A 21,986-nucleotide genomic window follows, 5' to 3' on the forward strand; every position below is an offset into this window, starting at 1 on the left:
TCCACCGCCAGTTCGGTCGGTGCCCGGAAGCCGTGGCGAATGCCTTGTGCCAGTAGCGGTTCGACGTCGCGGGCGGCCGACTCCCAGATCACCGGGTGCCCCTGCGCGGACAGCCAGTCGGCGACGGTGCGCAGGTCTGCGACGTCGGCCCGGTCGACGGCCACCACCAATGACTCGCGTGCGGTGATCACCTCTGGTGGCAGCCCGTCGGTAAAGCCGCCCGCGACGTCGAACCGCTACTGGCACAAGGCATTCGCCACGGCTTCCGGGCACCGACCGAACTGGCGGTGGACAACCGGGCCCTGCTTGACGCGCTGTCGCTGGACTGCGAGCGTCTCGGCGTGCAGTGGGCGCCGCCGGCGCGCGAGCTGGCCGGTCTCGAGGGTGACGCCGTGGTGATTGCCAACGGCATCGACGCCCCGGCGCTGTGGCCCGGCCTGCCGGTGCGCCCGGTGAAGGGCGAGGTGCTGCGGCTTCGTTGGCGAAAGGGCTGTATGCCGTTGCTGGGCAGGGTGATTCGCGCGCGCGTGCATGGCCGCCAGGTCTACCTGGTGCCGCGCGCGGACGGCGTCGTCGTCGGCGCCACCCAGTATGAGCATGGCCGCGACACCGCCCCGGCGGTGTCCGGGGTGCGCGACCTCCTCGACGACGCGTGTGCGGTGGTGCCGGCGCTGGGCGAGTACGAGCTTGCCGAGTGCGCCGCCGGATTGCGCCCGATGACACCGGACAATCTGCCCCTCGTGCAACGCTTGGACGCGCGCACCCTGGTCGCCGCGGGCCACGGGCGATCGGGGTTCCTGTTGGCCCCGTGGACCGCCGAACAGATTGTCTCCGAACTCGTTCCGGTCGGGGCCCACCGATGATCGTCACGGTCAACGACGAACAGGTCGAGGTCGACGAGCGGACCACGGTCGCGGCCTTGCTGGAGTCGCTGGGTTTCCCGGACCGGGGCATCGCGGTGGCCATGGACTTGTCCGTGCTGCCGCGTTCGCGCTGGACGACAACACTTTTCGACGGTGCGCGACTCGAGGTGGTGACGGCGGTGCAGGGTGGCTGATTCCAAGCTGACGATCGCCGACCGCAGCTTTGCCTCGCGGCTGATCATGGGTACCGGGGGAGCGACGAACCTCGCGGTACTGGAAGAGGCGCTGATCGCGTCGGGCACCGAGCTGACCACCGTCGCCATGCGCCGGGTCGACGCCGAGGGCGGCACCGGGCTGCTGGACCTGCTGAACCGGCTCGGCATCACCCCGCTGCCCAATACCGCGGGGTGCCGCAGCGCGGCCGAGGCGGTGCTCACCGCGCAACTGGCCCGCGAGGCGCTGAGCACCAATTGGATCAAGCTCGAGGTGATCGCCGACGAACGGACGCTGCTGCCCGACGGAGTCGAATTGGTCCGGGCGGCAGAGCAATTGGTCGACGACGGGTTTGTCGTGCTGCCCTACACCAACGACGACCCGGCGCTGGCTCGCCGGCTGGAGGACACCGGTTGTGCGGCGGTGATGCCGCTGGGCTCGCCGATCGGCACCGGCCTTGGCATCACCAACCCGCACAACATCGAGATGATAGTCGCCCGGGCCGGCGTTCCCGTGGTGCTCGACGCCGGCATCGGCACCGCCAGCGATGCCGCGCTGGCGATGGAATTGGGTTGCGACGCCGTGCTGTTGGCCACCGCGGTAACCCGGGCCGCCGACCCGCCCGCGATGGCCGCGGCGATGGCCGGCGCCGTCACCGCCGGTTACCTGGCGCGCCGCGCCGGGCGGATCCCAAAACGGTTCTGGGCGCAGGCATCCAGCCCGGAACGATGACACGTTATGTGGCTCTCGGCAGTTCGATGGCCGCCGGTCCCGGCATCCTGCCCCGCGCCGCAGGAGCGCCCCGGTGGTCGGGCCGGTCGGCCCGCAATTACCCGCATCTGCTCGCCGAACGGCTGAAACTGGACCTGGTCGACGTCACCTTCTCCGGCGCGACCACCGCCCACGTGCTGGCCGACCACCAACACGGTCAGCCTCCGCAGATCGCCGCGCTCGACGGTTCGGAGAGCCTGGTCACCGTGACCATCGGTGGCAACGACGTCGGCTACGTCCCGCTGCTGATGGCCGCCGCACTGCCTTACTGGGCGCGACGCCTGCCGCTGGTCGGTGGGCGCATATCCGAACTGCTGGACCGGGACACGCGCGATCGGGCCCTGGCCGAGGTGTTCGATTCGTTGTGCGCGGTCGGGCGCGCGCTGCGCGAGCGCGCGCCCCGCGCCCGGATCTGCTTCGTCGACTATCTGACGATCCTGCCCGCGGATGCGCCGGCCCCGCCGCTCGCGCCGGCGGAATCCGACCTCGGCCGGCACGTCGCCGGGACGCTCGAACGACTCACGGCCGAGGCCGCCGCGGCGACCGGTTGCGAGGTCGTCAGCGCCGCCGCCGCCAGCCGGCAACATCACGCGTGGTCGGCGGAGCCGTGGACAACCCTGCCGGCGCGCTACGGCGTGCCACTGCCGGGCCGGCCGGCCCCGCTGCATCCCAACGGCGCGGGGATGCGTGCGGTCGCGGAGCTCCTATCAGCTCGGTTGTGACGCTTAGCCGTTGGCCTGCCACCACTTGTACAGGGCCGCCGTGTCACCGTTGGACGCGCGGATGAACGCCAGCACGTTCTTGGAGTCAACGGTCCAAAGCACCTCGGCCTGACCCGAATCCGTTCCGCACGCCACCTGTCCGGCCGAGTCGGAGTTGCCCTGGTGCCATGTGGTCGGCGACTTGGCGTCCCCGCAGTTGGCAAGGGTGTCGCTGCTGATCAGTTTGGTGAACGAGCTGGCCGTGTCGGCGCTGCTGCCAAACAGGAAATACTTGCCGCCCATCGGACCGCTGGAGTCGGCGTTCTGTCCGCATTGCAGCACCGCTACCACCGGGGCGGAAAACGAGCCCTGCACGTCGGAGACCTGCTGTGTCGAGCAGTTGCTGCTGGTGTAGCCCTTCGACAGCGCGCTAGTGAGCGTGTCGATGGGGGCTGCCGTTGCGGTGGCAGTACCGGCGATGGCGCAGCCGCCGATGAGCGCTACGGCCGTCGCCGCCCGCAGCGTGTTGGTGAGGGGGGACAATTCTGAACTCCTTTGTTTGAGGGGAAAACCGGGTAATGCGAGGATGTTTCGGGTCGCCACGCCGGAATATGCTGCGGCGCAACCGTTCAGCCGTTGGCTCGCCACCACTGGTAGAGCGCGGCGGTGTCACCGTTGGATCCGCGGATGAGGCTCATCACGGTCTTGGCGTCCGTGGTCCAGATGACCTCGGCCTGGCCCTGATAGGTGCCGCACGCAACTTGCCCGGCCGAGTCGGTTGAGCTGCCCTGGTGCCACACGGTCGGCGATTTGGCGTCCCCGCAATTGGTCAACGTGTCGGAGCCGATGCTGTTGGTGAACGAACTGGCCAGATCGCTGGCGTTGTTGAAGAGCAGGTACTTGGCGAAGACCGGACCGCTGGGGTCGCTGTTCTGGCCGCACTGGAGCACGGCCGACACGCCACTAGGGGGCGACTGCGAGGAACAGTTGCTGGTGTTGTAGCCCTTGGACAGCAGACCCGCAAGCGTGTCGGTGGGATCTGCTGCGGCGGTGGCGGTGCCAAGGCAGACAGAGCTACTGACGAGTGCTGCCGCCGTCGCGGCTCGTAACGTGATGCTGAGGTGAGACATTCGATGACTCCTTACGGTCGCCGGACCGACGGTGCGGCTGCGCTGACGTCCCGGAGTGTATGTGCGTTGTCGGCCGAAAACAGCGCTTCAGCTAAAAGGATCGTAAGGCTATCTCGTGGCTATGCAACACATTCCGTTGGAAATTGTCTGTTTGGGCATCATTCTCGGCGCGCCTCGGTGCCGCGTCAAAAACCGACGCGCGCTCAAATTGCCTAGTAGACAAGCTATTTCACTCGAATGCGCTCGCGATCGACATGAAGGGTTTACCCGCCGATTTTTCCCATCGCGTTTGCGAAAAATCGCCGAGTTGGGAATTTCGCGGACATGCTGCTCGAACGGCGCCGCTCAGGTATGGTAAGCACGCTTTACGCCAGCTAACTTCTCTTGACTGGAGACCCGATGACTGCACAGCCGCCTCCCCCTCCCGGTTACCCGCCGCAACAGCCGCCCGCGGGGCAAGCGCCGAACAACTACTTGGTGTGGTCCATTTTGGTGACGTTGTTCTGCTGCCTTCCGCTGGGGATCGTTGCGATCGTCAAGTCCAGCCAAGTCAACGGATTATGGGCGCAAGGCCAGTATGCCGAGGCGCAGGCGGCCGCCGACAGTGCGAAGAAGTTCGTGATCTGGTCGGCCGTTATCGGTGTTGTCGTGGGCATCATCTACGCGATCATCGCGATTGCGGGCGGGTTGGCCACCAACTCGAACGCGGCGATGCTTGCCACGACGATGTTTTTCTAAGGCCGCGATTGGTTCTACGGTGAGCCCTGGTTCGACCCGGCTGAGTGTCGGTGCGCCACTAATGGTGGCGGCGGGCACGACGCTGGTGTGCGCGGCCATCTGGGTGGGCGACCCGACGACCCCGCATGGTCCGCTGCCGGTATGCCCGACCAAGGCGCTGTTGGGGATCGACTGCCCCGGCTGCGGCAGCCTGCGGATGCTGTACTCGTTGATGCACGGCAATCTGCTAGCGGCCGCGAGGTTTAACGCCGTGGGCCTGGTGGCGTTAGCGCTCTTGGTGTGGGCATTCGCGGCGTGGACTTACGGCCGGGTTTCGGGCCGCCGGATTAGGGGCTGGCAGCACCATCGATGGTCCGCGGCGGTGACGCTGGTCGTGGTGCTGGCCTGGTTTGTGGTGCGCAACATCCCGTTTGCGCCCTTCAGCGCGCTGTATGTCTGAGCTGGAACTCCTGACCCCCCGCGTCTAACGTTGGGCGCGATGGTGCACAAATCCAGGGCTGTCGCGGCGGTGCTCGGCTTGGTCGCCGTCACCGTCTTTGCGTCGGGGTGCTTCCATCGGACGGCCAACTCGGAGCAACCGAGCGGCGACCCCGCCGCGGCCAAGTTCGCCAGTGCCCTGCAACACAAGGTCACGACCGATGCGATGATGGCGCACCTGTCGAAGCTCCAGGACATCGCCAATGCCAACAACGGCACTCGTGCGGTGGGCACCCCAGGCTACGAGGCCAGCGTCGACTATGTGGTGAATACACTGCGTAACAGTGGTTTTGACGTGCAGACGCCGGAGTTCTCGGCCCGGGTGTTCCATGCGGACAAACCGGAGGTGACGGTCGGCGGCAAGCCCGTGGAGGCGCGGGCGCTCGATTACAGCGCCGCCACACCGCCGGACGGCGTGAGCGGCCCGCTGGTGGCCGCCCCTACCGGAGACGCCGCGGGCTGCAAGGCCTCCGACTTCGACGGGCTGGCAGTGCATGGCGCCGTGGTGCTGGTGGACCGCGGCACCTGCCCCTTTGCCCAGAAGGAGGACGCCGCGGCGCAGCGCGGCGCCGTGGCGATGATCGTCGCCGACAACGTGGACGAGCAACAGATGGGCGGAACCCTGGGGGCGGACACCGACGTCAAGATCCCGGTAATCGGGGTGAGCAAGTCCGTGGGGGTGCAGCTGCGGGTCCAGCCGGGGCGCACGACGATCAAGCTCAATGCCAGCAGCCAGAGTTTCAAGGCTCGCAACGTCATCGCGCAGACCAAGACCGGTTCGCCCACCGACGTGGTGATGGCGGGCGCGCACCTGGACAGCGTGCCGGCGGGACCGGGCATCAACGACAACGGGTCGGGAGTTGCCGCCGTTCTGGAAACCGCGGTGCAGCTGGGCAATTCACCGCAAGTGCACAACGCGGTGCGGTTCGGCTTCTGGGGTGCGGAGGAACTCGGCCTGATCGGATCGCGCAACTACGTCGAATCACTCAACCTCGACGCGCTCAAAGACATTGCGCTGTACCTCAATTTCGATATGCTCGCGTCGCCGAATCCCGGCTACTTCACCTATGACGGAGACCAATCGCTGCCGCCGGATGCGCGCGGGCAGCCGGTGGTGCCCGAGGGTTCGGCCGGCATCGAGCGCACGTTTGTCGACTACCTGAAGTCGGCCGGCAAAACGGCGCAGGACACGTCGTTCGACGGGCGCTCCGACTACGACGGATTCACCCTGGCGGGCATCCCCGCGGGCGGCTTGTTCTCGGGTGCGGAGAACAAGAAGTCCGACGAGCAGGCCAAGCTGTGGGGCGGGACGGCAAACGAGCCGTTCGATCCCAACTACCACCAGAAGGGCGACACCCTCGACCACATCGACCGCACCTCGCTGGGCATCAACGGCGGCGGCGTTGCCTACACGCTGGCGCTGTACGCGCAGGACCTCGGCGGGCGAAACGGCGTGCCGGCCATGGCGGACCGCACGCGCCATGTGCTCTCCAAGCCATGACGCGTGCGATGCCCCGTCGGCTGGGCGCGCTGCTGGTGATCGGGCTGCTCGCCGCCTGTTCGCCGCCGCGGCCGGCTCCGCCCGCCGCGGCACCGGACCTCGGCCGTGGCGTGGCCGCAAAGGTGAGCGTCGACGGGATGTTCGGCCACCTGCGCGCACTGCAGGACATCGCCAACGCCAACAAGGGCAACCGGGCGGACGGCACACCGGGCTACGACGCCAGCGTGGAGTATGTGGTGAAGGCGTTGCGCGGCAAGGGTTTCGAGGTGTCGACGCCGCAGTTCGACCGGCTGTATGCCATTGCCCAGGGTAAGCCGGCGCTGACGGTCGCCGGGCGTGGCTATCCGGTCGACCAGGCTTCGCTGCTGGTCCGGACACCGCCCGGCGGTCTGACCGGGCAACCGGTCCGGCCCGCGGCGCCGTCGGGCTGCGCGGTCGGCGACTACCCGGCCGCCCTACCCCAGGGTGCGATCGCCGTCGTCGACGACACCCGCTGCTCGGTGGTCGACAAGCAGAACAGCGCGATTGCCAAGGGCGCCGTCGCGCTGGTCGTGCTCAGCACGCCCGGCGGCCAGGGCGCGCCGCCCACGCTGTTCAATCCCGGCTACTTCAAGGAGCTGACGGTTCCCGTCGCCGTCGCCGGTGCCGACGCCGCCGGCGCGCTCGCCCGCAGCACCGCGCCGGTGCATCTGGTCCTGGACGCCGAGAACGTCAAGATCACGTCGCGAAATGTGCTGGCGCAGACCAAGACCGGCTCGACTAACGACGTGATCGTGGTCGGAGCGCACCTGGACGGCCCGCGTGACAGCCCGGGCATCAACGACAACGGCTCGGGTGTTGCCGCCGTTCTGGAAACGGCCCTGCAGCTCGGACCGCTGGCGCCGGTGAACAACGCGGTGCGGTTCGTGTTCTGGGGCGCCGACGAGGATGGGCTCAACGGCGTGATGGACTACGTGTTCGGCCTGGATGACGAGCAACGCAACGACATCGCCCTGTACCTGAACGTCAACCTGATCGGTTCGCTCAACGCCGGCTTTTTCACCGACGACGGGGACCAGTCCGGTCCACCCGGACAGGGCGTCTCGTTCGGTGACGTGCCCGACGGCTCGGCGGGCATCGAGCGCACGCTGGACGGCTACCTGAATCTGGCCGGGAAGCGGCCCGCCGATATGCCGCTGGGCACCCGCACCGACTACCACCCCTTCATGGTGGCGGGCGTGCCGATCGGCGGTCTGAGCGCGGGCGCGTCACAGCTGAAAACCCCTGTGCAAGCACGGCTATGGGGCGGCAAGGCCGGTGTCGGCTTCGATCCCAACTTCCAGACCCCCCGCGACACCATCGACAACATCAGCCGGGAAGCATTGGCGGTCATGGGTTCTGGGGTGGCGTATGCGGTCGGCAGTTACGCCATGTCAATCGGGGGCGTCAACGGCGTCCCGTCCCACGACAAGCGGCATCGCACGCGGCTGCCGTAGCGCCGGGCCCACCACAGGCGATTGCCGATTCGGGGTTTGCTGAGGCTCCTATTTGTGGCACGCTCGTTGATCGACGGATTTACAATAAGGACCCTTTGATTCGGCCGGTCGAGATGGGGTTGGTCATGGATAACCACGCGCGGTATCGACGTCGACCGGCCCGAGGTCGCCGACGCAGGGGGGCGGCATCGCTGCGGGCGGCAATCGCCTGCGCAGCGGCGATACTCGTGGTGGCCGGCTGCAGCACCTTCGTCGAGGGACGAGCCCTGTCGATGCTCAACGACCCGTTCCGGGTCGGGGGTCTGCCCGCCACCAACGGTCCCAGCGGGATCCGCCCGAACGCACCCGCACCGACCGGCACGGTGGTCAACACCGACAACGGCACGATCGACAAGTTGTCGTTGCTATCGGTCAATGACATCGAGGAGTACTGGAAGTCGGTGTACGGCGAATCGCTGCAGGGATCGTTCGTGCCGGTCGGCAAGCTCATCTCCTACGACTCCAACAATCCCAGCAGTCCGATCGTGTGCCACAACGACACCTACAAGCTCGTCAACGCCTTTTTCACGTCGAGATGCAACCTGATCGCCTGGGATCGCGGCGTGTTCATGCCTGTCGCGCAACGCTATTTCGGCGACATGTCTGTCAATGGTGTGCTGGCCCACGAGTTCGGGCATGCCCTGCAGCAGATGGCGAAACTGGTGACCCGCAAGGACCCCACCATCGTTCGCGAGCAGCAGGCCGACTGTTTCGCCGGCGTCTATCTGTTCTGGGTGGCCGACGGCAAGTCGCCGCGCTTCACGCTGAGCACCGCCGACGGACTCGACCATGTGCTGGCGGGAATCATCACCACCCGTGATCCGGTGATGGACGCCGACACCGAGAACGACGACGAACACGGATCGGCCCTGGATCGGATCAGCGCCTTCCAGATGGGCTTCATCAGCGGGGCCTCGGCCTGCGCGGGGATCAACAAGCAGGAAATCGAGCAGCGCCGCGGCGACCTCCCCAAGACCCTGCGTGTCGATAACAGCGGGGACCCGGAAACCGGCGAGGTCACGCTCAACGAAGACACCCTGTCGACGCTGATGGAGCTGCTGGGGAAGATCTTCTCGCCGAAGAATCCGCCGACCTTGTCCTACAAGCCGGCCGATTGCCCGGATGCGAAAGCCAGCCCGCCGGCGTCGTATTGTCCGGCCACCAACACCATCGTGGTCGATCTGCCCGGGCTGGCGAAGATGGGGAAGGTCTCCGCCGAGAGCGAACACACGCTGCCGCAGGGTGACGACACCGCCCTGTCGGTCGTGATGTCGCGATACGCGCTGGCGGTACAGCACGAACGGGAGCTGGCGATGCAAAGCCCGTGGACCGCGCTGCGCACCGCATGCCTGACCGGGGTAGTCCACCGCAAGATGGCCGAACCCATCGACTTGCCTTCCAAGAAGGAGCTTTTGCTGACCGCCGGCGACCTCGACGAAGCCGTCGCGGGCCTGCTCACCAACCACCTGGTAGCCAGCGACGCGGACGGTACCAGCGTTCCGGCCGGCTTCACGCGAATAGCGGCGTTCCGCGGCGGCGTAACCGGCAACATGGACGCGTGCTACTCGCGTTATCCGGGATAAGGAGGCGTCCGTGTCGGAACCACCGCCCCGCTACCCGCCGCCGGGTGGTTATGGCTACCAACCGCCACCGCCGGCCGTCGGTACCAACGGGTTGGCCATCGCCTCCTTGGTGTGTTCCTTGTTCGGTTGGCTATGCATCATCGGCGGCATTCTGGGCATCATCCTCGGCGTTTTGGCGCTGGGCCAGATCAGGCAGAGCGGCCAGGGCGGGCGCGGTTTGGCGATTGCCGGAATTGTTATCGGCGGCATCGTGACCGCGCTGGTGATATTCGCGGGGATCCTCGGGGCCGTGTTCGGCGGCGCGTCACACACGCATTCCAGCGCGCCGACGACAGTGATAGTCGTTGCGGCTCAACCTATCCCGGCGAGCTTTGGCATCACCTGATCGACATACCGGCGGATGAACCCGACGGGGTCCGGGTTTCCCGGCAGGGGACCGACGTTGATCATCTCGATGCCCTGCGCGGAAAAGCGTTCCACAGTCTTCAGGTGCGCGTCGGTGTCATCGAACGGGTCCATGGTCGCGAGGCCGCCGGCCGTCTTGCGGATTTCGCCGGGATCACGGCCCACCGCGTCGCAGTGGCGGTTCAGCACATCGACCTTGTGCTTCAGCTCGTCGACATCGGTCGCCATGCTGTTCCAGATATCGGCGTACTGCGCGACCAGGCGTAGCGTCTTCTTCTCGCCGTCGCCGCCGATCAGGATGGGGGGACGTCGAATCGGTTGCGGCGCACAGATTGTCTCGGCCAGCTGATAGTGCCTGCCGTTGTACGGGCCGTCATCATCGCTCCACATCTGCCGGCATATCTGCAGCGTCTCCTCCAGCATCTCGAAGCGTGTGCTCAGCGCCGGATATGGAATACCGAGGGCGACATGTTCGCGGTCGTACCATGCCGCGCCCAGGCCCAGGATCGATCGGCCTTGGGACAACACGTCAAGCGTCGTGACCGCTTTGGCCAGCACCCCGGGATAGCGATACGTCACCCCGGTGACCAGCAGGGCCAGGTCGATCGTCGTCGTTTGTCCGGCCAGGAAGCCCAGGGACGTATAGCCCTCTAAGAAAGGATCCTGCGCGGCCCCAAGGGCTTCCATCTGGAAGAAGTGGTCGGCCAGCGTGAATAGCGTTGCCCCGCCTTCCTCGGCGGCTCTGGCCGCGTCGGCAAGCGTCGGGCCCAGCTTCGCCGGGTCGCCTGGCAGAAAATCGATGAAGTGCACTCCCAATTCCATTGCCAAATCTATCCTCTCGTATGCGCCGCTCGGGTGCCATCGACTGGGGGCGTACCCATTCTGCGCTTGCCAATACGCTGGCCGACGACGCCCCTCTTTACAGAGGTGGGTGAGCACCGCCGTCTGTGACGGAGTCAGATCCCCGCCAGCCGCGACGTCGCTCAACCGCCGTCGCAGCCGTGCGGCTTCCAAACTGAAGTAACCGGTGGCGCGCCAGGATCGCGCTTGACGAAGTCCGCGCCCAGTGCGGCGTAGCCTCTAGCGTCGTGCGCGCCGCAGACGCGGGAAGGACGGATATGGATCTGCACCTATCGGGGAAGACCGCAGTGGTCACCGGCGCCAGCAAAGGCATCGGTTTCGCGATCACGAAAGCCCTCGTGGATGCGGGGGTGCACGTGGTGGCCGGGTCACGGACGCCCGGCAAGGGACTGCCGGCGCTCGAAGAGACGGGGCAGGCGTCGTTCGTGCCCGTCGACCTCTCCCACGCCGGCGCCGCCGAAGAGCTGGTCGCCGTGGCGGCCGAGCGCGGCGGGATCGACATTCTGGTCAACAACGTCGGCGGTTCGAAGGTCCGTGCGGGCGGGCTGGCCGGCATCACCGACGACCAATGGCAAGCGACGTGGGAACTCAACGTAATGGCCGCCGTGCGATCCGTCCGCGCCGCGCTACCCCAAATCGAAAGGCGCGGCCGCGGCTCTATCGTCATCATCGGCTCGATCAACGCCTACCTTGCCAATCCCGAAAGCTATGACTATTGCGCCGCCAAAGCCGCCCTCGCCAGTTTTTCGAAAGCGTTGTCAAAAGAGTTGGCGCCGAAGGACATCCGAGTCAACTTGGTCAGCCCCGGGGCGGTGCTGACGGAGATCTGGACCGACGAGGGCAGGTTGGCCGCTCAGTATGCCGCCGCCGACGGCCGCACGCCCGGGGAAGTCCGGGCGGCGATCATCGAGAATACTCCGACGGGCCTTTTCACCACCCCCGAGCAAGTCGCGGACCTCGTCTTGTTCCTTGCCAGCGACCGCGCCGGGAACATCACCGGATCCGACTATCGCATCGACGGCGGCTACGTCACCACGCTGTGATCAGCGCAGCAGGCGCAGCGCCGCGTCCACCGCGAGCGCAGGTACATCGAGCTTCGTCGAACGCAAATCGTGTCGGGCGCCAGCGATTTCGACGACCTCGACCGATGCGGCGACCAGCGCCGCGGCGTCGCGAACCTCGTCGGGGGAGCCGAAGGGATCCGACGTGCCGTGGGTGAACACCGTCGGCACCGTGATGTCCGGCAGGTGTTCGGTGCGGGGCCGCTCCGGCTTGCCGGGCGGATGCACGGGATAGGAGAACAGCGTCAGCACGTCCACTGGTGCTTCGTTGGCGGCGACCACCATCGACGTCTGCCGGCCACCATAGGAATGCCCGCCGGCGATCAGGGGACCGTCGGCGAGGCCGCGGCACACCGTGATCGCCTCCACGATTCCCGCGCGGTCGGCCGCCGCCGAGCCGGACGGCGGCCCGGTCGGCCGGCGCCGGCGGTAGGGCAGGTTGTACCGCACCGCGAGCCAGCCGCGTCTCGCCCATTCGTCGCAAACCTGTTGCAGCAATGTGGATTCCCGGCTACCTCCCGCGCCGTGGGTCAGCACGACCACCCCGGCGGCCGGGCCTGCCGGCTGGTGCGCGACGCCCGCGATCTGGTCGAGGTTCATGACAACCGGAAGAGCGGCGAGACCGGCCCGTGTCCGTGGCCCAGCGGATAGGAGGCGCGCAGGCATTCGGTCACCCACCCCTTCGCGAACGACACCGCGTCCGGCACCGTGAACCCGTGCGCCAGCGCGCAGGCCGTCGCCGCGGCCAAGGTGTCCCCGGCGCCGTGGTCATGAATGGTGTCCACCCGCGGTGAGTCGAACTCGTAAAAGTCGGTGCCGTCGAACAAGAGGTCCGTGCTGCTCGCCGAACCCTGCAGGTGCCCGCCCTTGACCAACGCCCACTTGGGTCCCAAGGCGTGCAGCGCGCGGGCGGCCTCCCGCTGCGACTCAGGGTCGACGACGTCGATATCGACCAGCAATCGCACCTCGTGCAGGTTCGGCGTCACCAAGCACGCCAGCGGAAACAGTTCGGTACGAAGCGAATCCAGTGCGCTCGTGTCCAGCAGCGGGTCGCCGTGCATCGACGCGCACACCGGGTCGACTACCAGCGGTGCGTCGCCGCCGTGGTCGCGCCAGGCCGCGGCGACCGCTTCGATAATTTCGCCCGACGCCAGCATGCCGGTCTTGGCCGCCTGCAAACCGATGTCGTGACAGACCACCTCGATCTGGGCGGTGATGACGTTGCCGGGGACCTTGTGAAAACCCCTGACGCCCACCGAGTTCTGCACCGTCACCGCGCTCACCGCACACAGCGCATGAACCCCGAGCAGCGTGCAGGTGCGCACATCCGCCTGCATACCGGCGCCGCCGCCGGAGTCCGACCCGGCGATGGCCAGCACCCGCAGCGGCGTTTCGCCCGGCCCGGGCAGCGGCAGGTACGTCACGTTATAGGTAGATACACCCGATTGCCGTGCTCGGCGAACTCGACCGACTTCTCGGCCATTGCGGCCTCGATGGCTTCCTCGCTGTCGAGCCCGTGCGCGGCGGCGTAGTCGCGCACGTCCTGTGTGATGCGCATCGAGCAGAACTTCGGCCCGCACATCGAGCAGAAGTGCGCCGTCTTGGCCGGTTCGGCGGGCAGCGTCTCGTCGTGGAATTCCCGTGCGGTGTCGGGGTCCAACGACAGTGCGAATTGATCGTTCCAGCGGAACTCGAAGCGTGCCGTCGACAGGGCGTCGTCGCGCTCCTGGGCGCGCGGGTGGCCCTTGGCCAGGTCCGCCGAGTGCGCGGCGATCTTGTAGGCGATCACCCCGTCCTTGACGTCCTTGCGGTCAGGCAATCCCAGGTGTTCCTTCGGGGTCACGTAGCACAGCATCGCGGTGCCGGCCTGCGCGATGATGGCCGCGCCGATCGCCGAGGTGATGTGGTCGTAGGCGGGTGCGATGTCGGTGGCCAGCGGGCCCAGCGTGTAGAACGGCGCCTCCTCGCACAGCTCCTCCTCGAGCCGCACGTTCTCGACGATCTTGTGCATCGGGATGTGTCCGGGGCCCTCGATCATCACCTGTGCGCCATGGGCTTTCGCGATCTTGGTCAGCTCGCCCAGGGTGCGCAGCTCGGCGAACTGCGCGGCGTCGTTGGCGTCGGCGATCGAGCCGGGACGCAGCCCGTCACCGAGCGAGAAGGTGACGTCGTAGCGCGCGAAGATGTCGCAGAGCTCTTCAAAGTTGGTGTAAAGGAACGACTCCCGGTGATGTGCCAGGCACCACGCCGCCATGATCGATCCGCCGCGGGACACGATGCCGGTGACGCGCTTAGCGGTCAACGGCACGTAGCGCAGCAGCACGCCGGCGTGCACGGTCATGTAGTCGACACCCTGCTCGCACTGTTCGATCACGGTGTCGCGGTAGATCTCCCACGTCAGCTCGGTCGGATCGCCCTTGACCTTTTCCAGCGCCTGGTAGATCGGCACCGTGCCGACCGGCACCGGCGAATTGCGCAGGATCCACTCGCGGGTTTCGTGGATGTTCTTGCCGGTGGACAGGTCCATGATGGTGTCGGCGCCCCAGCGGGTGGCCCACACCATCTTGTCGACCTCTTCGGCGATCGACGACGTCACCGCCGAGTTGCCGATGTTCGCATTGACCTTGACCGCGAATGCCTTGCCGATGATCATCGGCTCGCACTCGGGGTGATTGTGGTTGGCCGGGATCACCGCGCGGCCGCGGGCGACCTCGTCGCGCACCAGCTCGGCCGCCACGTCCTCGCGCGCGGCGATGAACGCCATCTCGGCGGTGATCTCGCCGGCGCGGGCGCGCTGCAGCTGGGTCCCGCGGTCGCGGACCACGCCTGGCCGCGCCGGCAGCCCGGCCGCCAAGTCGATCATCGCGTCCGGATCCGTGTATGGACCGGAAGTGTCGTAGAGGTCGAAGTGGTCGCCGGTGGACAGGTGCACCCGCCGGAACGGAACCTTGAGACCCGCGCCGGTGCCCGGCGTCGCAATTTCGCGATAGGCCTTGCTACTGCCCGCGATGGGTCCCGTGGTCACGGACGGTTCGACAGTTGCGGTCATTTGTCATCTCCCTACGCCGGCATTACCCGGTCAGGTTCGTACGGTCGACGGCCCCAGCCGTCCTCTCAGCGCACTCGGCGTGCGCTCCCGCGTCCTTGTGTTTGATCGTCCGCACGCGACGTTACCCCCAACCCCGTACCGGGCGACTCTCGCCGTCGAATCCGGCCGGTGGAATGATGGAGACGTGCCACAGCCCACGCCAATGACCGGCGATGCCGAGCGCGCCGCCTCGGGACACTTGAGCGTCGGCAGCTTCCGCTTTTGGTTCGCCGGCGAGCGCTGGGAATGGTCCGACGAGGTCGCGCGGATGCACGGTTACGAACCCGGGTCGGTGGTGCCGACCACTGAGCTACTGCTGTCGCACAAGCATCCTGATGACCGTGAACACGTCCGCGATCTGCTCGACTACGCGGTGCAGTCGGGAGAGTCGTTCTCCAGCCGTCACCGCTTCATCGACACCGCCGGCGGTGAGCACGATGCGATCGTCGTGGCCGACCGCATCCTGGACGAATCGGGAGCGGTGGTGGGCACCGCGGGCTACTACATCGACCTCACCGAGACATTCGGTGAAGCGCGCTCGGAGACCCGCCAGGAGGTGCTCGACGAGGCGCTGCCGGACTTGTTCGAGAACCGCGCGGCCATCGAGCAGGCCAAGGGCGTCCTGATAGCCGTCTACCGGGTCAGCGCGGATCAGGCCTTTCGGGTGCTGCAGTGGCGGTCGCAGGAGACCAACGTCAAGCTGCGTGTGCTGGCCAAACAACTCGTCAGCGAAGTCGTCAGCCTGCCGCCGCCGTCGCCGACCGTGCAAAGCCAGTTCGACCACGTGCTGCTGACCGTGCACGAGCGCGTGCCCGCCGAATCCAGCCGGTGACGGGGCGCGGCTAGGCCTCTTCCATCGCCTCGCCGAGCTCCTCGAGGACCTTGTTGTGGTGGTTGCTTGCCAAGAGGTGTCCGGCGGCGATGACCATGGCCACCGGCCAGTCGATGAGTTCGAACGCGGCCAGCGCGGCCAGACCCCCGTAGTACGCCATCTGCTCGGGCCGCGGAATCTCCAGCTGACCAAAAACCGGAAGATTCACGGCGAAGGTCTCGCCTTCGCGGATTTTCTGCACCGCCTCGCTCTGCGAGGTCCCTCTGCGAGCTTTCTTTTCGGCCATCATTTGCCTTTCCGTAACTAAGCATTTCCCGTTGAGCCGGGTCGGGTGGTCAACGTCGGAGATATGTCGACGACCGACGTCCTGGCCGATCCGATGACTTCGACGGTAGCTTCTGTGCTGACCGTGCCCGTGCGGCAGCTATATGCGCTGCTCTGGCGGGTGGGCGTCGTGGAGATTGTGGAGACCGACCGGATGACTCGCCGCGCCCCTGAGCCCGCGCCCGCGGGCCGGGCGGGGCACAGCCGAGCGGTCGGCTGAGCCCGGTACTCACACATTCAGTTGGTGCTGCGCAATTGCGCGGTGCCCGCGCGGCGGCCCGTCGTCTTCTTGGCCGGCCGCTTGGCGGCGGCTTTCTGGGCCTTTTGCGGCGGCGGCTCCGTCGGAACCGGCTTGAGGGTCGCTTTCGCGGCCGTTGGCTGCGTCTCCGGTTTGCGGTTCAGCCGCTGCAGCAGCAGCGCGCCGCCACCGACCGCCAGCAGCACCGGCCACTCGACCAGGCCGGCGACACCGAGCGCACCGATGGCCAGCGCGGCCGCGGGGGTCGAATGACTGCCCGAATTGATTCCGCGCCTAATGCCTTCCGCGGCCCCGGTTACGCCGCCGACGATCCCGTTCACCGCCGCGCCGCCCACCGCTCCAGCGGTCGCCGTGGTGGCCGCTGCCGCACGATTCACCGTTTTGCCTACGCTGCGGACTGTTCCGCCAACGACACCCATAGCGACTCCCTGGCTTTAGATATCGCAAGCGTACGCCGGCTCTGGACTATTTCAACGCGAGCGAATGGTCGCACGGATTCGCCTCAGCGAATGTCGATCAGCACGGGCGCGTGATCGCTCGGCGCCTTGCCCTTGCGCTCCTCGCGGACGATCTGCGCATCGGTCACGCGGGCGGCCAGCGCCGGCGACGCGAGGATGAAGTCGATGCGCATGCCCCGGTTCTTCGGGAACCGCAACTGGGTGTAGTCCCAGTAGGTGTAGACCCCGGGGCCGGGCGTGAAAGGCCTTACCACGTCGGTGAATTGCGCGTGGACAATGGCGTTGAACGCGCGCCGCTCCGGCTCGGACACGTGTGTGGAGCCGACATAGAATTCGGTGCTCCATACGTCCTCGTCCGTCGGGGCGATGTTCCAGTCTCCGACCAGCGCGATCTGCGCGGTGGGATCGTCGTGCAGCCAGCCGGCGGCCGTATCACGGAGGGCGGCAAGCCAATCCAGCTTGTAGGCGTAGTGCGGATCGCCCAGGGCGCGTCCGTTCGGCACGTACAGGCTCCACACCCGTACACCACCGCAGGTGGCACCGAGGGCGCGGGCTTCCGCCGCTGCGGCCACCTCGGGCTTGCTACTCCAGCTGGGCTGGCCGTCGAAGCCGATCTGCATATCGTCCAGACCGACTCGGGACGCGATGGCCACACCGTTCCATTGGTTGAAGCCGACGTGTGCGACCTCGTAGCCGAGTTCGAAGAACGGCAGGGCGGGGAATTGACCATCGGCGCATTTGGTCTCCTGCATGGCCAGCACGTCGACGTCGGCGCGAGCAAGCCAGTCGACGACGCGGTCCAAGCGGGTGCGGATCGAATTCACGTTCCAGGTGGCGAGCCGCAGCCGCGGCGATCGCAATTGCGGCGAAGCCGGGCGCAGCGGGTCGCCGCCATCAAGCACGCCGTCGGGCATGGCTAGACCGTATCGATTCTTCGGCCCTGCATGTAGCGCCGGCGGTGGTGCAGCCGGAAGCCGAGCGCATCGGCGAGTGCGATGCCGTCGGTGTCGTCGTCGCCGACTTGCACGCAACCGCGGGTTGCGCCGCGACTCGCACCCCAGGCCAACAGCGCCTCGCCCGCTTGGCGTGCCGGTTCACCCGCCACGGAAAGGAACAGCCACCGGGTGCCGTCGGGTGCGTTGGTCACAGCGGCTCGCCAGCGCTCCCGTTGTATGACGCTCGGGTCCGGCTGTGACGCTGGCGTGACGCTCGACAAGTCGCACACCGAGACTCGCTCGGTGTGTGCGGCCGCGAGGCCGGGCGGCGGCCGCAGCAACCGGTCGGGGAAGGCTAGCCAGGGTGTCAGGCCGCGCCGGTCGTACCAGTCGACGATCGCGGGGATGGTCGCGGTGTGGGCCGAAATATCCAGGGGCACAGCGGAATTGGCGCACAGGGTGGTATCGTCTCCGGCCCGCAGCAGCCAGCCGTCCAGCCAAGTGTGTTCGACCGCGGGGCAGGCCGCGGCGGCGGCGTGCTCGAGTGCCCGGATCGCCGACGCGCGCACCGGCGCGTCGGTCAGCACCCGCAGCGCCACCACGTCGGCGGGCGAGCACTCCACGACGGCGCCGGTTTTTGTCCGGACCCGCACCACCGGATCGACCGCCAGCAGACGCCCCACCGCATCGGTGAGTGGCGGGACCGAACCGGCGGGGCGTCGGTAGCGAACCGTCACCCGCGTTCCCAACTCGGGCCACGAGACCATCAGTGGCCGAACGGGTCCGGCCCCTCGCCGGGCAACCACGACAAACCCGGAACGCCCCAGCCGTGCGACTTCACCGCGCGCTTGGCGGCGCGGGCGTGCCGGCCGATGAGCCGGTCCAGATAGAGAAAGCCGTCCAGGTGCCCGGTCTCGTGCTGCAGCATGCGCGCGAACAGGCCGGTGCCCTCGATGACTACCGGGCTACCGTCGGCGTCGAGTCCGGTGACCCGCGCCCACTTCGCGCGGCCGGTGGGGAACGACTCGCCGGGAACCGACAAACACCCTTCGTCGTCGTCCCCCGGATCGGGCATGGTCTCGGGGATTTCGGAGGTTTCCAGGACGGGATTGACGACCACACCCCGGCGTCGATCCGTCATTCCGCGGTCCTCGGCGCAGTCGTAGACGAACAGCCGCAGTCCGTAGCCGATCTGGTTGGCGGCCAGCCCCACCCCGTGGGCGGCGTCCATGGTGTCGTACATGTCGGAGATCAAGCCGGCCAGATCCGCCGGCAGCGAACCATCGGCGGCCACCGCCACCGGTGTCGTCGGGGCGTGCAAGACCGGATCTCCCACGATGCGAATGGGTACGACTGCCATGGTCGGCTAGCTTAGGCGGGGTGGACAACGGCTTGGGGGACAGCCGGGCAATCTTGGCCAATCCGCCGACTCGCGGGTCTGGATTACGGATTGAGGGTTCGCGGCGTGGTTCAATATTCGCCGAAACATGCCCCTATGTAAGTCAAGTCATTCGCACAGTTTGAGAATCGCCGAGAAGGGTCCAGGGGAAGCGATATGGACAGCGCCATGGCGCGGGCAAATCGATCGGGGGACGACTCTGAAATCGCCGATGGGCTGACGCGCCGCGAACACGACATCCTCGCATTCGAACGCCAGTGGTGGAAATTTGCCGGGGTCAAGGAAGAAGCGATCAAAGAGCTGTTCTCGATGTCGGCGACGCGCTACTACCAGGTGCTCAACGCGCTGGTGGACCGGCCCGAGGCGCTGGCCGCCGACCCGATGCTCGTGAAGCGATTGCGACGGCTGCGCGCCAGCCGCCAGAAGGCCCGCGCGGCGCGGCGCCTGGGCTTCGAGGTCACCTGACACCTGACGCGCCTTTGCAGGTTCCGGCCCGGTTCTAGCTACAGTGGGCTGCGATGAAAGAGCGCGTCCCCGACTCGACGGGGCTTCCCCTGCGGGCCATGGTGATGGTGCTGCTGTTCCTCGGCGTCATTTTCCTGCTGCTGGGCTGGCAGGCCCTGGGTAGCTCGGGAAACTCCGAGGACGACTCGGCGTCGCAGGTGTCCAGCGTGACCAGCAGCACGACCTCGACGACGGCCTCGACGACCGGTAAGCCCCCGGCGAACCAGGCCGAGGTGCGCGTGTACAACATCTCGTCCAGGGAGGGCGTCGCCGCGCACACCAAGGACCAGCTCACGGGTGCCGGCTTCAAGGTCACCGAGGTTGGGAACCTGTCGATCCCCGATGTCGCGGCCACCACGGTGTACTACACCGATGCCGACGACGAGCACGCCACCGCCGATGCCGTCGGCCAGAAGCTGAGCGCACCCGTCCAACCGCGCATCCCCGCACTCGCCAACCAACCGCCCGGGGTCATCGTGTTGGTGACGGGCTGACGTTCGCATCGCTGCAAATTCGGAGGTCGGCGGGCTAGGCTTCCGCTATGCCTAAGCACCGCAATGTCGCTGCCGCCGCCATATTCGCGATCGCGTTGGTAGGTGCGTGCTCGTCGCCCCAACACGCATCGACGACCCCGGGTACCCCGCCGGCGGTCTGGACCGGATCGCCCGCGCCGTCGGGAGGCTCGGGCGAGGAGGGGGCGCCGGCGGGCGCTGGCGCGGCGTCCGCATCGCAGCGCATGATCACCCATCTCAAGGCTCCGGACGGTGCCCAGGTGGCCACCGCGACGCTTGAGTTCGCCAATGGGTATGCCACCATCACGATCGCGACGACCGGTCCGGGTCAGCTCACGCCAGGATTCCACGGAGTGCACATCCACAAGGTGGGCAAGTGCGAACCCAATTCGGTCGCACCCACCGGCGGCGCGCCCGGCGACTTCTTGTCCGCCGGCGGGCACTTCCAGGTGCCCGGCCACGCGGCCGAGCCGGCCAGCGGTGACCTGACGTCGCTGCAAGTTCGCAAGGACGGTTCGGGGACGCTGATGACGACCACCGACGCGTTCACGATGGAAGACCTGTTGAACGGCGAGAAGACCGCGATCATCATTCATGCCGGCGCCGACAACTTCGGCAACATCCCACGCGATCGCTACAACCAGACCAACGGCACGCCGGGGCCCGACGCGACGACGATGAGCACCGGCGACGCCGGCAAGCGGGTAGCCTGCGGTGTCATCGGTGCCGGCTAACAAGACCCGCGCTCGCATCGATTTCAAGCGCTCACCGCGGCCGACCATCGGCGTCGAGTGGGAGTTCGCGCTCGTCGACGCGCAGACCCGCGACTTGAGCAACGAGGCCACCGCCGTCATCGCCGAGATCGGCGAAAACCCGCGCGTGCACAAGGAATTGCTGCGCAACACCGTCGAGGTCGTCAGCGGTATCTGCGATTGCACCGGACAGGCGATCGAGGACCTGCGCGAAACGCTGGGGCCGGCCCGCCGGATCGTCCGCGACCGCGGCATGGAGCTGTTCTGCGCGGGCACCCACCCGTTCGCGCGCTGGTCCACCCAGAAGCTCACCGATGCGCCCCGCTATGCCGAGCTGATCAAGCGCACCCAGTGGTGGGGCCGGCAGATGCTGATCTGGGGTGTGCACGTGCACGTCGGAATCTCGTCGGCGCACAAGGTGATGCCGATCATGTCGTCGCTGCTGAAGTACTACCCGCACCTGCTCGCGTTGTCCGCCTCCTCACCGTGGTGGGGTGGCGAGGACACCGGATACGCCAGCAATCGCGCGATGATGTTTCAGCAGTTGCCCACCGCCGGGCTGCCGTTTCAGTTCCAGACGTGGGCGGAGTTCGAGGGCTTCGTCTACGACCAGAAGAAGACCGGCATCATCGACCACATGGACGAAGTCCGTTGGGACATCAGGCCTTCGCCGCACCTGGGCACCCTCGAGGTGCGCGTCTGCGACGGCGTGTCCAACCTGCGCGAGCTGGGCGCGCTGGTGGCGTTGACACACTGCCTGATTGTCGACCTGGACCGCCGGCTGGACGCCGACGAGTCGTTGCCGACCATGCCGCCCTGGCATGTGCAGGAGAACAAGTGGCGAGCCGCCCGCTACGGCCTGGACGCGATCATCATCCAGGACGCGGACAGCAACGAGCGCCTGGTCACCGAGGATCTGCTCGACGTGTTGAACCGGCTCGAGCCCGTCGCGAAGTCACTGCACTGCGCTGACGAATTGGCGGCGGTGGCCGACATCCCGCGAGTCGGCGCTTCGTACCAGCGGCAACGGCGGGTCGCCGAAGAGCATGACGGCGATCTGCGCGCCGTTGTCGACGCGCTCGTGAGCGAGCTGGACAGCTGAGTC

At 67.2% G+C, this 21,986-nt stretch carries 27 protein-coding genes, 2 pseudogenes and 1 riboswitch; of the genes and pseudogenes, 17 read left to right on the plus strand and 12 right to left on the minus strand.

The features are described 5' to 3' along the window. Window positions 1-221 (minus strand): annotated as a pseudogene (locus tag A5747_RS17915) (glycine oxidase ThiO); the annotation flags it as partial. Between A5747_RS17915 and A5747_RS17920 the strand changes: the two are divergent. From A5747_RS17920 to A5747_RS17935, 4 genes and pseudogenes are all read left to right on the plus strand, one after another. Next, window positions 213-863 (plus strand): annotated as a pseudogene (locus tag A5747_RS17920) (FAD-dependent oxidoreductase); the annotation flags it as partial. The pseudogenes A5747_RS17915 and A5747_RS17920 overlap by 9 nt on opposite strands. Beyond that, window positions 860-1,057 (plus strand): sulfur carrier protein ThiS, encoded by a 198-nt coding sequence (thiS, locus tag A5747_RS17925; protein ID WP_076126674.1) that lies wholly within the window; start codon window positions 860-862, stop codon window positions 1,055-1,057. The pseudogene A5747_RS17920 and the gene thiS, both read left to right, overlap by 4 nt. After that, window positions 1,050-1,808: a thiazole synthase gene (locus A5747_RS17930; protein WP_076126676.1), complete on the plus strand. Its 759-nt coding sequence runs from the start codon at window positions 1,050-1,052 to the stop codon at window positions 1,806-1,808. Before thiS ends, A5747_RS17930 begins: the two co-directional genes overlap by 8 nt. Beyond that, window positions 1,805-2,569, plus strand: coding sequence for an SGNH/GDSL hydrolase family protein (locus A5747_RS17935; RefSeq protein ID WP_076126679.1), 765 nt, complete (start codon window positions 1,805-1,807; stop codon window positions 2,567-2,569). The genes A5747_RS17930 and A5747_RS17935 overlap by 4 nt, the downstream gene beginning before the upstream one ends. A gap of 3 nt (window positions 2,570-2,572) precedes the next feature. Here the strand turns inward: A5747_RS17935 and A5747_RS17940 are convergent, their stop codons facing one another. Both A5747_RS17940 and A5747_RS17945 read right to left on the minus strand, forming a co-directional pair. Beyond that, on the minus strand, window positions 2,573-3,091 hold the full coding sequence (locus A5747_RS17940; protein ID WP_076126681.1) for a hypothetical protein: 519 nt from the start codon (window positions 3,089-3,091) through the stop codon (window positions 2,573-2,575). Between the two features lie 86 nt (window positions 3,092-3,177). Beyond that, window positions 3,178-3,678 (minus strand): serine/threonine protein kinase, encoded by a 501-nt coding sequence (locus A5747_RS17945; protein ID WP_076126684.1) that lies wholly within the window; start codon window positions 3,676-3,678, stop codon window positions 3,178-3,180. A 399-nt stretch (window positions 3,679-4,077) separates the two neighbouring features. On the opposite strand from A5747_RS17945, the gene A5747_RS17950 reads away from it, so the two are divergent. The 6 genes from A5747_RS17950 (at window position 4,078) to A5747_RS25515 (ending at window position 9,876) form a co-directional block, all read left to right on the plus strand. Next, a complete protein-coding gene (locus A5747_RS17950; RefSeq protein WP_076062675.1) occupies window positions 4,078-4,416 on the plus strand; it encodes a CD225/dispanin family protein in 339 nt (112 codons plus the stop codon). 61 nt (window positions 4,417-4,477) lie between these two features. Then, on the plus strand, window positions 4,478-4,855 hold the full coding sequence (locus A5747_RS17955; protein ID WP_076126686.1) for a DUF2752 domain-containing protein: 378 nt from the start codon (window positions 4,478-4,480) through the stop codon (window positions 4,853-4,855). Window positions 4,856-4,894: 39 nt separating this feature from the next. After that, window positions 4,895-6,394 carry a M28 family metallopeptidase gene (locus tag A5747_RS17960; RefSeq protein ID WP_076126688.1) on the plus strand — a complete coding sequence of 500 codons (1,500 nt, stop codon included), beginning with the start codon at window positions 4,895-4,897 and terminating at the stop codon, window positions 6,392-6,394. A gap of 8 nt (window positions 6,395-6,402) precedes the next feature. Beyond that, the gene (locus A5747_RS17965) at window positions 6,403-7,869 is read left to right on the plus strand and encodes a M28 family peptidase (RefSeq protein WP_076126851.1); all 1,467 of its coding nucleotides are present in this window, start codon (window positions 6,403-6,405) and stop codon (window positions 7,867-7,869) included. 125 nt (window positions 7,870-7,994) lie between these two features. After that, window positions 7,995-9,491 (plus strand): peptidase, encoded by a 1,497-nt coding sequence (locus A5747_RS17970; RefSeq protein ID WP_076126853.1) that lies wholly within the window; start codon window positions 7,995-7,997, stop codon window positions 9,489-9,491. Window positions 9,492-9,501: 10 nt separating this feature from the next. Next, window positions 9,502-9,876, plus strand: a complete 375-nt coding sequence (locus A5747_RS25515) for a DUF4190 domain-containing protein (RefSeq protein ID WP_369805131.1) — start codon at window positions 9,502-9,504, stop codon at window positions 9,874-9,876. Here A5747_RS25515 and A5747_RS17980 read toward each other — a convergent pair. Next, window positions 9,843-10,718 carry an LLM class F420-dependent oxidoreductase gene (locus A5747_RS17980; RefSeq protein ID WP_076126692.1) on the minus strand — a complete coding sequence of 292 codons (876 nt, stop codon included), beginning with the start codon at window positions 10,716-10,718 and terminating at the stop codon, window positions 9,843-9,845. The two genes, A5747_RS25515 and A5747_RS17980, sit on opposite strands and share 34 nt — an antisense overlap. Window positions 10,719-11,014: 296 nt before the next feature. Between A5747_RS17980 and A5747_RS17985 the strand changes: the two genes are divergently transcribed. Next, window positions 11,015-11,800 (plus strand): oxidoreductase, encoded by a 786-nt coding sequence (locus tag A5747_RS17985; protein WP_076126694.1) that lies wholly within the window; start codon window positions 11,015-11,017, stop codon window positions 11,798-11,800. Here the strand turns inward: A5747_RS17985 and A5747_RS17990 are convergent, their stop codons facing one another. From A5747_RS17990 to thiC, 3 genes are all read right to left on the minus strand, one after another. Further along, entirely contained in the window at window positions 11,801-12,418 is a 618-nt protein-coding gene (locus A5747_RS17990) for an alpha/beta family hydrolase (protein WP_076126696.1), read from the minus strand. It lies immediately after the preceding gene. Then, window positions 12,415-13,242 (minus strand): bifunctional hydroxymethylpyrimidine kinase/phosphomethylpyrimidine kinase, encoded by an 828-nt coding sequence (thiD, locus tag A5747_RS17995; protein WP_076126698.1) that lies wholly within the window; start codon window positions 13,240-13,242, stop codon window positions 12,415-12,417. The genes A5747_RS17990 and thiD overlap by 4 nt, the downstream gene beginning before the upstream one ends. Then, a complete protein-coding gene (thiC, locus tag A5747_RS18000) occupies window positions 13,239-14,867 on the minus strand; it encodes a phosphomethylpyrimidine synthase ThiC (protein ID WP_076126700.1) in 1,629 nt (542 codons plus the stop codon). Before thiC ends, thiD begins: the two co-directional genes overlap by 4 nt. Next, window positions 14,859-14,968: riboswitch (TPP riboswitch) on the minus strand. Its footprint overlaps the gene before it by 9 nt. A gap of 101 nt (window positions 14,969-15,069) precedes the next feature. Here thiC and A5747_RS18005 point away from each other — a divergent pair. Further along, the gene (locus tag A5747_RS18005; protein WP_076126702.1) at window positions 15,070-15,738 is read left to right on the plus strand and encodes a PAS and ANTAR domain-containing protein; all 669 of its coding nucleotides are present in this window, start codon (window positions 15,070-15,072) and stop codon (window positions 15,736-15,738) included. 10 nt (window positions 15,739-15,748) lie between these two features. Here A5747_RS18005 and A5747_RS18010 read toward each other — a convergent pair whose 3' ends face one another. Further along, on the minus strand, window positions 15,749-16,024 hold the full coding sequence (locus A5747_RS18010; RefSeq protein ID WP_139329437.1) for a hypothetical protein: 276 nt from the start codon (window positions 16,022-16,024) through the stop codon (window positions 15,749-15,751). A 63-nt stretch (window positions 16,025-16,087) separates the two neighbouring features. Between A5747_RS18010 and A5747_RS18015 the strand changes: the two genes are divergently transcribed. Then, window positions 16,088-16,282, plus strand: coding sequence for an Rv1535 domain-containing protein (locus A5747_RS18015; protein ID WP_076126704.1), 195 nt, complete (start codon window positions 16,088-16,090; stop codon window positions 16,280-16,282). A 17-nt stretch (window positions 16,283-16,299) separates the two neighbouring features. Here A5747_RS18015 and A5747_RS18020 read toward each other — a convergent pair whose 3' ends face one another. From A5747_RS18020 to A5747_RS18035, 4 genes are all read right to left on the minus strand, one after another. Beyond that, entirely contained in the window at window positions 16,300-16,740 is a 441-nt protein-coding gene (locus A5747_RS18020) for a hypothetical protein (RefSeq protein WP_076126706.1), read from the minus strand. An 83-nt stretch (window positions 16,741-16,823) separates the two neighbouring features. After that, window positions 16,824-17,624, minus strand: a complete 801-nt coding sequence (locus A5747_RS18025) for an exodeoxyribonuclease III (protein WP_076126856.1) — start codon at window positions 17,622-17,624, stop codon at window positions 16,824-16,826. A 71-nt stretch (window positions 17,625-17,695) separates the two neighbouring features. Continuing rightward, window positions 17,696-18,481: a GNAT family N-acetyltransferase gene (locus A5747_RS18030; RefSeq protein WP_076126708.1), complete on the minus strand. Its 786-nt coding sequence runs from the start codon at window positions 18,479-18,481 to the stop codon at window positions 17,696-17,698. Further along, complete coding sequence (locus A5747_RS18035) at window positions 18,481-19,074, minus strand: peptide deformylase (protein ID WP_076126710.1); 594 nt, start codon at window positions 19,072-19,074, stop codon at window positions 18,481-18,483. The genes A5747_RS18030 and A5747_RS18035 overlap by 1 nt, the downstream gene beginning before the upstream one ends. 195 nt (window positions 19,075-19,269) lie before the next feature. Here A5747_RS18035 and A5747_RS18040 point away from each other — a divergent pair, with 195 nt between their 5' ends. The 4 genes from A5747_RS18040 to A5747_RS18055 are packed head-to-tail and all read left to right on the plus strand — an operon-like array spanning window position 19,270 to window position 21,983. Then, entirely contained in the window at window positions 19,270-19,578 is a 309-nt protein-coding gene (locus A5747_RS18040; RefSeq protein WP_046185798.1) for a DUF3263 domain-containing protein, read from the plus strand. Window positions 19,579-19,631: 53 nt separating this feature from the next. Then, window positions 19,632-20,111, plus strand: coding sequence for a LytR C-terminal domain-containing protein (locus A5747_RS18045; protein ID WP_076126712.1), 480 nt, complete (start codon window positions 19,632-19,634; stop codon window positions 20,109-20,111). Between the two features lie 47 nt (window positions 20,112-20,158). Beyond that, complete coding sequence (locus tag A5747_RS18050) at window positions 20,159-20,863, plus strand: superoxide dismutase family protein (protein WP_076126714.1); 705 nt, start codon at window positions 20,159-20,161, stop codon at window positions 20,861-20,863. Continuing rightward, a complete protein-coding gene (locus A5747_RS18055) occupies window positions 20,844-21,983 on the plus strand; it encodes a glutamate--cysteine ligase (RefSeq protein ID WP_369805132.1) in 1,140 nt (379 codons plus the stop codon). Before A5747_RS18050 ends, A5747_RS18055 begins: the two co-directional genes overlap by 20 nt. Window positions 21,984-21,986 lie beyond the last annotated feature (3 nt).

Source organism: Mycobacterium sp. IS-836 (genome assembly GCF_001954275.1).
Lineage (GTDB): Bacteria > Actinomycetota > Actinomycetes > Mycobacteriales > Mycobacteriaceae > Mycobacterium.

What these genes read in the sequence shown, in the direction of transcription:
- thiS (WP_076126674.1), top strand. Translation starts at nt 860, where the DNA reads ATGATCGTCACGGTCAACGACGAACAGGTCGAGGTCGACGAGCGGACC.
- A5747_RS17935 (WP_076126679.1), top strand. Translation starts at nt 1,805, where the DNA reads ATGACACGTTATGTGGCTCTCGGCAGTTCGATGGCCGCCGGTCCCGGC.
- A5747_RS17945 (WP_076126684.1), bottom strand. Translation starts at nt 3,678, where the DNA reads ATGTCTCACCTCAGCATCACGTTACGAGCCGCGACGGCGGCAGCACTC.
- A5747_RS17950 (WP_076062675.1), top strand. Translation starts at nt 4,078, where the DNA reads ATGACTGCACAGCCGCCTCCCCCTCCCGGTTACCCGCCGCAACAGCCG.
- A5747_RS17955 (WP_076126686.1), top strand. Translation starts at nt 4,478, where the DNA reads ATGGTGGCGGCGGGCACGACGCTGGTGTGCGCGGCCATCTGGGTGGGC.
- A5747_RS17960 (WP_076126688.1), top strand. Translation starts at nt 4,895, where the DNA reads ATGGTGCACAAATCCAGGGCTGTCGCGGCGGTGCTCGGCTTGGTCGCC.
- A5747_RS17965 (WP_076126851.1), top strand. Translation starts at nt 6,403, where the DNA reads ATGCCCCGTCGGCTGGGCGCGCTGCTGGTGATCGGGCTGCTCGCCGCC.
- A5747_RS17970 (WP_076126853.1), top strand. Translation starts at nt 7,995, where the DNA reads ATGGATAACCACGCGCGGTATCGACGTCGACCGGCCCGAGGTCGCCGA.
- A5747_RS17980 (WP_076126692.1), bottom strand. Translation starts at nt 10,718, where the DNA reads ATGGAATTGGGAGTGCACTTCATCGATTTTCTGCCAGGCGACCCGGCG.
- A5747_RS17985 (WP_076126694.1), top strand. Translation starts at nt 11,015, where the DNA reads ATGGATCTGCACCTATCGGGGAAGACCGCAGTGGTCACCGGCGCCAGC.
- A5747_RS17990 (WP_076126696.1), bottom strand. Translation starts at nt 12,418, where the DNA reads ATGAACCTCGACCAGATCGCGGGCGTCGCGCACCAGCCGGCAGGCCCG.
- thiC (WP_076126700.1), bottom strand. Translation starts at nt 14,867, where the DNA reads ATGACCGCAACTGTCGAACCGTCCGTGACCACGGGACCCATCGCGGGC.
- A5747_RS18005 (WP_076126702.1), top strand. Translation starts at nt 15,070, where the DNA reads ATGACCGGCGATGCCGAGCGCGCCGCCTCGGGACACTTGAGCGTCGGC.
- A5747_RS18010 (WP_139329437.1), bottom strand. Translation starts at nt 16,024, where the DNA reads ATGGCCGAAAAGAAAGCTCGCAGAGGGACCTCGCAGAGCGAGGCGGTG.
- A5747_RS18015 (WP_076126704.1), top strand. Translation starts at nt 16,088, where the DNA reads ATGTCGACGACCGACGTCCTGGCCGATCCGATGACTTCGACGGTAGCT.
- A5747_RS18020 (WP_076126706.1), bottom strand. Translation starts at nt 16,740, where the DNA reads ATGGGTGTCGTTGGCGGAACAGTCCGCAGCGTAGGCAAAACGGTGAAT.
- A5747_RS18030 (WP_076126708.1), bottom strand. Translation starts at nt 18,481, where the DNA reads ATGGTCTCGTGGCCCGAGTTGGGAACGCGGGTGACGGTTCGCTACCGA.
- A5747_RS18035 (WP_076126710.1), bottom strand. Translation starts at nt 19,074, where the DNA reads ATGGCAGTCGTACCCATTCGCATCGTGGGAGATCCGGTCTTGCACGCC.
- A5747_RS18040 (WP_046185798.1), top strand. Translation starts at nt 19,270, where the DNA reads ATGGACAGCGCCATGGCGCGGGCAAATCGATCGGGGGACGACTCTGAA.
- A5747_RS18045 (WP_076126712.1), top strand. Translation starts at nt 19,632, where the DNA reads ATGAAAGAGCGCGTCCCCGACTCGACGGGGCTTCCCCTGCGGGCCATG.
- A5747_RS18050 (WP_076126714.1), top strand. Translation starts at nt 20,159, where the DNA reads ATGCCTAAGCACCGCAATGTCGCTGCCGCCGCCATATTCGCGATCGCG.